Annotated in this window: 5 protein-coding genes; all 5 read right to left on the bottom strand. The window is 69.0% G+C overall.

Annotated features, from left to right (window positions below):
- Positions 1–6 precede the first annotated feature (6 nt).
- Entirely contained in the window at positions 7–1,659 is a 1,653-nt protein-coding gene (pgi, locus tag H536_RS0103975) for a glucose-6-phosphate isomerase (protein ID WP_081651807.1), read from the bottom strand.
- Between the two features lie 223 nt (positions 1,660–1,882).
- The gene (locus H536_RS0103970; protein WP_024349234.1) at positions 1,883–3,244 is read right to left on the bottom strand and encodes an NAD-dependent succinate-semialdehyde dehydrogenase; all 1,362 of its coding nucleotides are present in this window, start codon (positions 3,242–3,244) and stop codon (positions 1,883–1,885) included.
- Positions 3,245–3,380: 136 nt separating this feature from the next.
- Positions 3,381–3,605 (bottom strand): hypothetical protein, encoded by a 225-nt coding sequence (locus H536_RS0103965; protein WP_024349233.1) that lies wholly within the window; start codon positions 3,603–3,605, stop codon positions 3,381–3,383.
- A 171-nt stretch (positions 3,606–3,776) separates the two neighbouring features.
- Positions 3,777–10,052, bottom strand: coding sequence for a translocation/assembly module TamB domain-containing protein (locus tag H536_RS0103960; RefSeq protein ID WP_024349232.1), 6,276 nt, complete (start codon positions 10,050–10,052; stop codon positions 3,777–3,779).
- The gene (locus H536_RS0103955) at positions 10,052–11,953 is read right to left on the bottom strand and encodes an autotransporter assembly complex protein TamA (RefSeq protein WP_244877504.1); all 1,902 of its coding nucleotides are present in this window, start codon (positions 11,951–11,953) and stop codon (positions 10,052–10,054) included. The genes H536_RS0103960 and H536_RS0103955 overlap by 1 nt, the downstream gene beginning before the upstream one ends.
- Positions 11,954–12,121 lie beyond the last annotated feature (168 nt).

The following is a 12,121-nucleotide window of genomic DNA, read 5'->3' as shown; positions in this document are numbered from 1 at the left end:
CGGCCATCATGACCCCCTCAGTTTGTGGATTGCTGCAACGAGACCGGCGGTGGAGCTGTCGCGCCCCTCTGCCGAGGTCTCGCCGGTGATGACGGGAACCAGCCGGTTGGCCAGTTCCTTGCCGAGTTCGACGCCCCATTGATCGAAGGCGTTGATGCCGTAGAGCTGGGCCTCGACGAAGACCCGGTGCTCGTAGAGCGCGATCAGGCGGCCGAGCGTGGCCGGGTCGAGCTGGCGGTAGAGCAGGGTGATCGACGGCCGGTCGCCCGGGAATACGCGATGCGGCGCGATCCGCTCGGCCTGCTCGGGCTCCATGCCGCCGTCGAGAAGCTGCCGGCGCGCCTCGTCGAGCGTGCGGCCGCGCATCAGCGCCTCGCTCTGGGCCAGGCAATTGGCCAGCAGCAGATCCTGATGGACCCGCATCTCGGCCGGCTCGTGGGCATTGGCGCCGACCAGAAACTCGACGGGAATGATGTCGGTGCCCTGGTGGATGAGCTGGAAGAAGGCGTGCTGGCCGTTGGTGCCGGGCTCGCCCCAGACCACCGGACCGCTCACGGGAACGGTTTCGCCGTCGAGGCCGACGCGCTTGCCGTTCGATTCCATGTCGAGCTGCTGGAGATAGGCGGGGAAGCGCGAGAGCCGCTGGTCGTAGGGGATGACAGCGCGGGTCGGATAGTCGCAGAGCGCCCGGTGCCAATAGCCGACGAGCCCGAGCAGGACCGGCAGGTTCTGGTCCAGCGGCGCAGTGCGGAAATGGGTGTCCATCTCGCGGGCACCGGCGAGGAAGTCGCGGAAGCCAGATGCGCCGATGGCGATCATCAGCGGCAGGCCGATCGCCGACCAGATCGAGTAGCGACCGCCGACCCAGTCCCAGAAGCCGAAGATGCGCTCCGAGGCGATGCCGAAATCGGCGACCTTGTCCAGCGCGGTGGAGACGGCGACGAAATGCTCGCCCACCGCGTCCTCGCCCAGCGCGTCGCTGATCCAGCGGCGCGCAGCGGCGGCGTTGGTCATGGTCTCGATGGTGGTGAAGGTCTTCGACGCGATGATGAAGAGCGTGGAGGCGGGGTCCAGGGTCTTCAGCGTGTCGGCGATATGCGCGCCGTCGACATTGGAGACGAAATGCGTGCGCGGCCCGTCGTGATAGGGCGCCAGCGCCAGGGTCGCCATGGCCGGGCCGAGATCGGAGCCGCCGATGCCGATATTGACCACGTCGGTGATCTGCGTGTCGCGGGCGCCGGTGATGGTGCCGTTGCGCACGCCCTCGGCGAAGGCGCTCATCGCCTTCAGAACGTCCGCCACGGCGCCGCTGACCGGGTTGCCGGCGGCGCGGAAGCCGTCCATCGGCTCGGCGCGCAGCGCCATGTGCAGCACCGAGCGGTCTTCGGTGAAGTTGATCGGCTCGCCGGCGAACATGGCGTCGCGCCGGACCTCGACACCGCGGCTGCGGGCCAATGCGATCAGGGCGTCACGGGTATCGTCGTCGATGGCCGTCTTGGAATAGTCGAGGACGAGATCGCCCAGCGCGGCGGAAAATTCCGAATAGCGGCTCGGATCGTCGGAAAACAGCGAGCGGATGCCGCGATCGGCGGCCTGCCGGGCCATGCCGGTCAGTTCCGCAGCCGCAGGAGGAGCGCCGGAATCGGACGTCTGGCTCATGAATTGCCCTGCCATGATGTGTGATGCGGTCGTCGCAAGAAAGCGCCTGCCTGCGGCCTTTTATGCCGGTTGTGGATAGGAGGCAAACGCCGGGTCGGCGCCGCTCATGGCCTGATGTGCCCTATTATAGGGCACATTTTGGCGATGCTGCAATTCGCGGCGCTCGATTTCGTGAAAGAAGGGCCGGCAGCTGCGAAACCTGCCGACCCCTTCCGCTGTCGTCTCAGTCGATCGTGACGGTCTTCACATTCATGAATTCCAGCATGCCTTCGTGCGCCAGTTCGCGGCCGTAGCCGGAGCGCTTGACGCCGCCGAAGGGCAGGCGCTGGTCGGATGCGGTCATGCGGTTGATGTGGGTGCCGCCCTGGTCGAGCTCGCGGATGAAGCGTTCCTGCTCTGCCGGCTCGGTGGTCCAGGCCGAACCGCCGAGACCGAATTCGGAATCATTGGCGAGGCCGATGGCCTCGTCGATCGACTTGACCTTGAACATGATCGCGCAGGGGCCGAACAGCTCTTCGCGATAGGCCGGCGCGCTCTCCGGCACGTCGGCGAGGATCGACGGCTGGAAGAAATAGCCCGGACCCTCCGGCGCCTTGCCGCCTGTCACGAGCTTGGCTCCGGCGCTGACCGATCTGTCGATCTGGTCCTTCAGGTCGTCGACGCCGGCCTTCATGGCCAGCGGGCCCATGCCGGTGTCGTCGGCCATCGGGTCGCCGAGCTTGATGGCTTCGACGGCCTCGGTGTAGCGGCCGAGATAATCCTCGTAGACGTCCTCATGGACGATGAAGCGCTTGGCGGCGATGCAGCTCTGGCCGTTGTTCTGCATGCGGGCGGTGACGCCCACCTCGACCGCCTTGGCGATGTCGGCGGAGGGCATGACTATGAAGGGGTCGGAGCCGCCAAGTTCGAGCACGGTCTTCTTGATCTCGGAGCCGGCCGTGGACGCGACGGCCGAGCCGGCGCCCTCGCTGCCAGTCAGGGTGGCAGCGCGCACGCGGCTGTCCTTGAGGATCCCCTCGACCTTGGAGGAGGAGATCAGAAGGGTCTGGAAGACGCCCTGCGGCGCGTCGGCGTCGAGGAAGATGCGCTCGATCTCCAGCGCGCACTGGCTGACATTGGAGGCGTGCTTCAGGATGCCGACATTGCCGGCCATGATCGCCGGGGCGGCAAAGCGCATGCACTGCCAGTAGGGGAAGTTCCACGGCATGACCGCCAGAACCGGGCCGATCGGCAGATAGGTCACGAAATTGCGGCCGGCGGGACCGTCCCGCACATCGTCGGCGACGAATTTCTCGGCGTTCTCGGCATAGAAGCGCAGGGCGTTGGCGCATTTGCCGACCTCGGCCTCGGCCTCCTTCAGCCGCTTGCCCATCTCCATGGTGGCGATGCGGGCGAGCTCGGTCTTGCGTTTGTCCATCTGGTCGGCAGCCCGCATCAGGACCTCGGCGCGCCGGGCGAAGGAGGTCTTGCGCCAGTCGCGGAAGGCCAGATCGGCATTGGCGAGGGTGCGCTCGATATCGGCGTCGGTGTGCGCGGCGAATTCCTCAATGGTCTCGCCCGTCGCCGGATTGATGCTCGTGGGCATGGTCTCTCCTGATGGTCACGCGTCGTTTCATGCACCGGTCCGCGCCGTCCGGCCGGGCCGCTTCGCTAGTTAGCACGAAGCCGGCGCCCGGACAGAGGCGCGGATCGGACCGTCGGGCGAAGCCGACGGCGACGGATCAGGTGCGTGCGGCCGACAGCTTCTCGATCGCGGCATCGAGGGACTCGCTGGTGGCCTTCACCTCGGGCACGTTCGGGTCGTTCTTCAGGATCTGCTGCAGCGAGGAGCGCCATTCCGACAGGATGGTTTCCTTCTCGCCGTCGGACAGCCGGTCGTCCTTCAGGACGTCCTCGGGCTTGTCGTACGAGCCATGGGTCGGGTGATCGAATTTCGACGACATCATTGTCGGTCTCCTGCCTGTCGTTTCGGGGCGGGCGCGGCGGGCCGGACATGCCGGCGCGCTCGTGCCTTCTGGGTCCCCAACGGGCCGACGGCGAGAAAGGTTCATCCGAGAATGTCGTCGCGAGACGCCTGGCGGCGGCGACACTGCGTCACCGCGATCCGGGTCGGACGTCTAGAACTCGCCTTCGTAGAAGACGCCGACCTCGCCGCCGCCGGAGGAGGTCACCGCGCCGCGGGCGCTGAGGCCCGAGCCGAGATCGAGATCGATGGTCACCCGGCCGCTCGTGTCGACGCCGACATAGGTGTTCTCGTTCAGATACTTGCCGACACCCACCGCGGTGGTGCCGTCGGCTGCGGTGCGGATGTCGAGATCGTCGACGCCGAGCTGCGAGCGCAGATTCTCCAGAAGGCCGCTGCTGCCGCCGACGCCGGCGAGCGAGGCCGCGGCTTCGGCGAGCTGGGCGATCTGCAGCGGCGACAGGTCGGAGGTGCCCTGGCCGAAGATCAGCCGTGCCAGCACCTCGTCCTGGGGCAGGGTCGGCTCGGAGGAGAAGTTGAAGCTCGGATCGTCGGCCGGACCGGTGACGGTGATGAATACGGTGGCGTCGCCGGCGGTGGAGCGGGCCACGAGGTCGAGATAGGGCGTCAGGCCGCCGGTGAAGCTCAGCCGACCGCGGTCGAAATCGAGGCGCTTGCCGAGGATGGAGAAGCGGCCGCGCTGCAGGTCGAAGCCGCCGACGACATTCGGGAAGGCGGCCGAGCCGGTGATGGAGATCCGGCCGCCGAGTTCGACGTCGAGGCCGCGGCCGCGCACGAACACCCGATTGGGCGCGTTGAAGGTCAGGTCGAGATCGATGCCGCCGCCGCTGTTGCCGCCATCGGCGCGCTCGGGCGAGATCTCGCGCTGCTGCTCGTAGACGGCGGGGGCGGCGTTGCGATGGGTCACGTCGATGCGGGCGAGCGAGCTCGGCAGGTTTTCCGGCACGAGGACGTTGATCTCCTCGGCATTGATGGTGCCGGCCAGACGCGGCGTGCCCGTCAGCGGCCCGGTGATGGTCAGTTCGGCGTCGAGCCTGGCGGTGACGAGTTCGCCCTTGTTGTAGCGGCCGCCGTCGAGCCGGATCGTGATGTCGGCCGGGAAACCGCCGTCGAGACCAACCGTGCCGGATACGTCGAGCGTGCCGCCGGCGGACAGGTTCGCGTCGAAGGCGCGGATCGTCGCGGTGCGTCCGTCGAGCGAAATGGTCGTCGAGATGTCGTTGAGGGCGAGGTTGGCGCCGGTGTCGATGAAGCGGGCGCCGGTGGTCGAGACCGTGCCGACGATCGCGGGCTGGGACACGGGGCCGGTCACGCGGGCATCGACGAGGACGGTGCCCTGCACGGAGCGGCCGCCTTCGGCGAGGATCCGGTTGGCGAGCGACAGCGGCGCCGAGCCGTTCAGCGACAGGTCGAGCTGCGGCCCGCCGGCAAGGTTCACCGAACCACTGGCGCTGAAGTCGAGGCCGTCGCCGGTCAGGCTGGTGTCGGTGGTGACCACCTGGTCGGCGAAGCGGCCGCTGGTGGTGACGGCCAGGGCGCCGACGCCGGCGGCGCGGGTCTGCTGGATCGACACGCCGCTGGCATTGATGTCGTAGGTGACCGACGGGTTGGACGGGGCGCCGGTGGCGCGGATTGTGCCGTTGATGGTGCCCTGCGGGGCGATGCCGGCCGCCGCGGCGCTGGCGATCGAGGCGGGCAGGGCGCTGATCTCGGCGGTGATGTCGAGGGCATTGGCGCCGGCCGAACCGGTGACGGTGATGGCGCCGCCGCCAACGTCGATACGGGCATTGCCGAGGTTCAGCGTGCCGCCGGCATAGCGGCCTTCCGCGACCGCCTGCAGCGCCGGCGCGCCGGCGGCGCGGCTCTGGGCGACAGACACGTCGGAGGCGGTGATGTCGAAGCTGGCGTCGGGATCGGTGAGCGAGCCCGTGGCCGAGGCCGAGCCGGAGATGGTGCCGCGGGCGCCGAGGCCGTCGACGAAGCCGTTGGCAAGCCCAACGGGCAAGGCGTCGATGGCGACATCGATGTCCAGTTGCTCACCGACCGTGCCGGTGGCCCGGAGCGAGCCGTCACCCACGGTGACGTCGGCGCGCTCGATGGTGGCCGTCCCATCGGCATAGGAGCCGGCGGCGTCGAGGACGAGGGGCGCGACGCCGGACTGGGCGATCTGGCGGGTGGTGATGTCGCTGCCGGCGAGATCGAAGCGAGCCTGCGGATCGGACAGGGAGCCGGTGGCCGTGGCCGAACCGGTGATCGTGCCTTCGGCGTCGAGGCCGTCGACGAAGCCGTTGGCAAGGCCGACCGGCAGGGCGTCGATGGCAAGGCGGAGGTCGAGCTGCTCGCCGACGGTGCCGGTGGCCTTGAGCGAGCCGTCGCCGACGGTCAGGTCGGCGCGCTCGATGGTGGCGGTACCGTTCGCATAGGCGCCGGCGGCGTCGAGGGCGAAGGGCGCGACGCCCGACTGGGCGATCTGGCGAGTCGTGATGCCAGAGCCAGTGAGGTCGAAGCGGGCCTGCGGATCGGCAAGCGAACCGGTGGCGGTCGCGGTGCCGGAGATCGTGCCCTCGGCGCCGAGATCGGGGGCGATGCCATTGGCGAGCCCGACCGGAATGGCATTGACGGCAACGCGCAGGTCGAGGGTCTCGCCTACGGTGCCCTCGGCGGTCAGCGAGCCGTCACCGACGGCGATCTCGGCTTCCGAGAGGGTCAGCGTGCCGTCGGCATAGCGGCCGGCGGCGTCCACCGTCAGCGGGTCGATGCCGCTCTCGGCGATGGCGTCGGCGGTGATGCCCGTGCCGGTCAGGTCGAAGCTGGCGGTCGGATTGTCGAGCGTGCCGGTGGCCGTTCCCTTGCCGGAGACCGTGCCGCGGGCGGCCAAGCCATCGACGAAGCCGTTGGCGAGCCCGACCGGCAGATTGGTCATGGTCACGTCGAGGTCGAGATTCTGGCCGACGCGGCCGGTGGCAACCAACGAACCGTCGCCGACATTGATGACGGCGGTTTCCAGCGCGGCGGTGGCGTCGGCGTAGGTGCCGGTCAGGCGCAGGGCCAGCGGCGCAACGCCGGAGCGGGCGATCTGCCGGGTGGTGATGCCGGTGCCCGAGACGTCGAAGACGGCTTCGGGCTCGATGGTCGAACCCGACGCCGAGGCGGTGCCGGACAGGGTGCCGCTGGCGTCGAGGCCGGGGACGAAACCGTTGACCAGGCCGACCGGCAGGCGGCGCATGGCCAGTTCGATGTCGAGCTGTTCGCCGATTGTGCCGGAGGCGCTGAGCGAGCCATCGCCGACGATCAGTTCGGCGCGGTCGAGGGTCGTGGTGCCGTCGGCATAGGCGCCGGCAACATCGAGGGTCAGCGGATCGATGCCGGCCGCGGCGATCTCCTCGGCGGTGATGCCGGTTCCGGACAGGGCGAAGGTCGCCTGGGGATCACTGCGCGGACCGGTGGCGGTCGCCGTGCCGGTCAGCGTGCCTTCGGCGTCGAGCCCGTCGACGAAGCCGTTGGCCAGCGCCACCGGGACGGCATCCATCGCGACCTCAAGATCGAGCTGGTCACCGATCGTGCCGGACGCGTCGAGCGAGCCGTCGCCGAGATCGAGCCTTGCGGTCTGCAGGGTCAGGGTGCCGCCGGCATAGCTGCCGGTGAGGTTCGCCTGGATCGCGGGTACGCTGGCGGCGCGCGAACTGGCGACGGCGAGGTCGGTGCCGATAATGGCGAAGGTCGCGGCGGGATCGTTTGCCGCGCCGGAGACGGTGGCGGTGCCGCCGATGGTGCCGGCGGCGGCAAGGCCCGGCACGAAGGGATTGGCGGCGGCGGCCGGCACGTCGGTCAGGCGCAGCGCGAGGTCGAGGGTTTCGCCGGCGCTGCCATCCAGGGAAAGGTCGCCGTCCCCGACATCGACGCGGATGCCGGAAAGGGTCGTCACGCCGTCCTCGATCCGAACGATGGCCTCTTCGGCGAGACGGATCGCGGCGTCCTCGATGTCGGCGGTCAAGCGGGTCAGGCGGACCAGCGTCGTGTCGGGCTCGAACAGCACGTTGCCGGCCAGGGCGAAGGGCACGGCGTTGACCTTCGCCTCGGCGACGAGATCGGTGCCCTGTTCGTCTTCGCGCAGCGCCACCTCGAGGTCGCTGACGGCAATGCCGGGTGCTGCAATAGTGCGGGCGGTGACAGTGCCGGTCGGGCGCGGAATGCCGAGATAGTCCTTCACCGACAGGTCGATGCGGGCGCCGTCGAGCGTGTTGCCGGCAACGGAGAGGCGCTCGCCGGTCAGGTCGATGGCGGCGACGGGCATGCCGTCGTTCTCGACAGTGAGGTCGACCTGACCGACGACGTCGCCGGACGCGTCGAGGCTGCCGAGCGCTGCCAGCGGGCCGATGTCGCTGACGTCGATGGCGAGGGTGCCGACCGGGGCGAAGGCGTCGGTCAGGCGCAGATCGCCGGTGATGCTGTTGGGACCCTGGCGGATGGCGAGGTCGGTGATCCGGCGGTCGCCATTGTCCAGCGTCTCGACGGTGGCGTTGCCCGACAGAGGCTGGCCGTCGAGGGTGCCGGTGATGGCGACGCTGCCCGAGGGCGAGGCCGGGTTGAGCGTGCCGCGGGCCTCGACCTTCAGGTCGGCGAGTTCGCGGCCATTGATCGACAGGCCGTTGCCGGAGATCTGCAGATCGAGGTCGGGTTTTTCGACCGGGCCGGAGGCGGTCAGGCTGAATGTCGCGGCACCGGCGAGGGCACCGCTGACGGAGCCGGCCTCGTTGAGGGAACCGGAAATATCGGCGGAGACCGCATCATTTGTGAGGGCGGCGGTGCCATCGATCGTCAGGCCGTCGCCGCGCACGGTCAGCGCCTCGGCGCTCAGCGCGCCGTCCGGGGTGCGGGCGAAGCGGCCGCCGACGGCAAGTTCCTCGCCGGCCAGCGGCACCACGGCGGCCGAGAGGGCGCTGGTCTGGAAGCGCGACTGCACATCGAGGGCAAAGGTCGAGAAATTCAGCGCGGCCTGGCCTTCAATCTGCAGATTGGCGACATCGGTTACCGCCTCGCTCGGCCGGAAGGTCAGTCCCGTGTCGGTCAGGTCGCCGGCAAGCGCGATCTTCACCGGGCCGTTGAGGAAGCGCTGCTGGATGCCGTCGGGCGCCGCGACGGACTGGGCCTCCAGATCGGCATCGAAGGCCCCCCGGAAGCCGGTGAGGTCGAAGCCGGCGCTGGCGATCTTCGCGCTGATCCCCTGGGCCTGATATTCGCCGGAGCCGGCGCGCGGCAGGCGCAGCGTCAGGTCGAGCGCTGCGGCGGAGAGGGCGCCCTTCAGCGTGCCGTCGATGCCGGCAAGCTCGATCCTCGTCTCGCCCGGCGCCTCGCCGAACACGAAGGGGATCGGATCACTGTCGCGCGAGGCGACCGACAGATTCAGGTCGTTGGCGGTGCCCGACAGGTCCAGCGTGCCGCCGGCCGTTGCCGACAGTGCGTCGGAGGAGAGGACCGCCTGCTCGATGGCGTAGGTGCCGTCGTCGCGGATCACCATCTGCAGGTCGAGCGCCGTGCCGCCGGCGACGTAGCGCTGGAACTGTTCGGGTACGAAGCGTTCGGCGGCGACGTTGAGCGAGGCCGAGACGCGCAGACCGGCATCGACATCGTCGGCGCGGGCGGTGAGGGTGGCCGCGGTCTCTGCGCCGACCTCCAGCGAGCCGTTGGCCATGAAGGCCGACAGCGGCCCGGAGCCGTTGATGGTCAGGTCGACGGCCGGGCGGTCGGGAATGTCGAGCAGCGTCGCGACGAGGCCGCCCGCCGGCTCGCTGGCCTTGACGTCGATCTTGAGCTGGTTCTCGGCCGGCGCATAGCCGATCTCCAGCGCGATCTGGCCGGGCTGATCAAGCCGCTCGATGTCGGCCTTCACGTTCAGATCGGTCGGATCGGCGGCAAGCTGCAGGCTGGCTTCGGCGCGCAGCCGGGCACGGGTTCCGGCGATCGCCTCGCCGAGCACGAATTCGTCGATCGCCAGGCGGCGGATATCGGCGGTGATCGAAGGCAGCGAGAAACCGCCGGATTCCTCGCCGGGCGCGGCTTCCGGCTGGCCGGTTGGCAGGCGTTCCAGGACGATGCTGCCGGCAGTCAGCGCGTCGATCGAGACGTTGGAGCGAACGAGAGACAGCGGCGACCAGTCCATGGCGAGGTCGCTGGCTGTCAGGAAGACGCCTTGCGGATCGGAGACGGTGACGTTCTCGATGCGGATGTCGCCGCTCAGCGCGCCCGACAGTCCCTCGATCTTCACCTGCATGGTGTCGGTCGAGACGAGGTTCTCGATCTGGGTCGCGAGGAACTGCTGGGCCTGCGCCGGGCGGCTCGGGGCAAGCGCCACGAAGCCACCCAGGACGAGGGTCGCCGCGATCTGCAGGAAGCGTCCGGCACGTATCATCAGAAGGCCTGTCCGATTCCGGCGTAGAACTGGAAGCTGGCGTCGCGCGGGCCCGGATCGAGCGGTACCGCGACGTCGACGCGGATCGGCCCGAAGCTGGTCAGGTAGCGCAGGCCGACGCCGGCGCCGAGCTTGAACTCGTTGAAGTCGGGCACGAGGTCGTCCGACACCGTGCCGCCGTCGACAAAGGGTACGATCTGGATCTTGTCGGTCACCGCCACGCGGGCTTCGAGCGAGGCTTCGAACAGCGACAGGCCGCCGGTGGGCGTGTCGGTGAAGTCGGGATTGAAGCCGCTGCCGGCCGGCACGCTGGACGGATAATAGGGGCCGATTGACTGGAATTCGTAGCCGCGGACCGAGCCGCCGCCGCCGGCGAAGAAGCGCCGGTCGTTGGGCACTTCGCCGAGATCGGCGCCGAAGATGGTGCCGTAGCCGACGCGGCCTGCGAGAACGAGCCTGTCGTTCTCGGTCAGTGACAGGTAGCTCGACGTATCGACGCGCGTCTTCACGAAGGCGGCGCCGTCGTCGACATTGTAGGTCGGCTCGGCGAAGGCCTTGGCGAAGATGCCCTCGGTGGGGTTCAACTCGTTGTCGCGGCTGTCGAAGGTGTAGGTGACCGGCACCGAGGCGAGGAGATAGTCCCGCTCGCCGAGGAAGTCGCCGATGGTCTCGTATTCGCCGCGCACCGTGGCGCTCAGCTTCTGCTGCTCGTCGATCTTGTATTCGACACCGCTGGTGACGGCGACGAATTCGCGGTCATAGGCCAGCGGCTGCTGCCGGCCGGCCTCGATCGAGCCGATATAGACCGAATCGGGACCGAGCACGCCGGGCTTCTTGAACACCAGCGAGGTGGCGTAGTCCGGGCCGCTGATCTCGCGGGCCTCGTCGCTGATCGCGGTGGCGCCGATGCGCGAGATCGAGGCGTCGAGGCGGATCGATTCCGCCCGGCCGAACAGGTTGCGATAGCCGACATAGCCCGAGGCGCCGGCGCCCTCGGTGTTGGAGTAGGTGGCGCCGAGGCCGTAGAAGCCGAACTTGCGCTCGGCCACCTCGACCTGCACCGGCAGGGTGCCGTCGGCGGCCTGGGCCGCGCCGGGCTTCACCGTCACGCTGGAAAACACACCGAGCTCGACGAGGCGCTTGCGGGCCGCGGCCAGTTCGTCGGGCGAGAAGACCTCGCCGGCCTTCACGCCGGCCATGTAGGCGACGAAGCCGGGATCGACGTCGGTGGTGCCGTCCACCCAGGTCTCGCCGAAGGGGACGATGTCGCCGGGCGACACGTCAAGGGAATAGTCCAGCTCGTCGGTGGCGGCGTCCGCCACGGTCTCGCGGCCGGTCACGGCGACGAAGGGGCGGCCCTGGTTGCGCAGGTCGCGCAGGAGCTTCGCCTCGCCTTCCAGGACATCGACGGAGTTCGCCGAGCCGCCGCGCACCAGGCCGTATTCGGCCGGATCGACGGGCAGGCCGCCGGTGGTGATCGCCACGCGGCCGAGTTCGTAGACCGGACCGGGCGTCACGCGGATCGTCACCGGCACGGGGCGCGAGGTGTCGAATTTCGTGTCCGGCGGCAGGTCGGCGAGGTTGCGGCCCTCGATGAAGATGTCGACGAGGCCGTCGTATCGGGCGTTCTCGTAGAGCGTCGCGACGAGGCGCTTGCGGTCGGTCTTCGCCTTGGCGATCAGGCCCAGCGAGCCGGAGACCGGATCGCTGGCGTCGGAGACGAGGACCGAGGCATCCTTCAGGGCGGTTTCGATGTCGCCGTCAGCGGTCACGCCCGGCGCCAGCGACAAGGATGCCGTGTAGGAGATCGGGTTGATGATATCGGTGGCGTCGTCGGTCTCGTCCTCGAAGAACTTGAATCCGAAGATTTCGAAGGCCGCGGCGCGCTGCGGAGCCGCCATGACGAGCACCGCCCCGAGGGCAGCGCGTGCAAGCATGTGGCTGGTGTGGAACCGATACCGCAAAGACGCCAGTTTCCCGTTGACCGCATTGACCGTTGGAGCGGCACCCGAAGCCGGCTTCACGATGTCCGGTGACGGCGCACGAAAGGCTGCCGCGACCCCTCCTCG

Source organism: Aurantimonas coralicida DSM 14790, from assembly GCF_000421645.1.
GTDB lineage: Bacteria > Pseudomonadota > Alphaproteobacteria > Rhizobiales > Rhizobiaceae > Aurantimonas > Aurantimonas coralicida.
This window is presented reverse-complemented; position numbering and strand designations above follow the sequence as displayed.

Excerpts from the sequence above, each read along its gene's own strand:
- pgi (WP_081651807.1), bottom strand. The coding sequence starts at position 1,659 with ATGAGCCAGACGTCCGATTCCGGCGCTCCTCCTGCGGCTGCGGAACTG.
- H536_RS0103970 (WP_024349234.1), bottom strand. The coding sequence starts at position 3,244 with ATGCCCACGAGCATCAATCCGGCGACGGGCGAGACCATTGAGGAATTC.
- H536_RS0103965 (WP_024349233.1), bottom strand. The coding sequence starts at position 3,605 with ATGATGTCGTCGAAATTCGATCACCCGACCCATGGCTCGTACGACAAG.
- H536_RS0103960 (WP_024349232.1), bottom strand. The coding sequence starts at position 10,052 with ATGATACGTGCCGGACGCTTCCTGCAGATCGCGGCGACCCTCGTCCTG.
- H536_RS0103955 (WP_244877504.1), bottom strand. The coding sequence starts at position 11,953 with ATGGCGGCTCCGCAGCGCGCCGCGGCCTTCGAAATCTTCGGATTCAAG.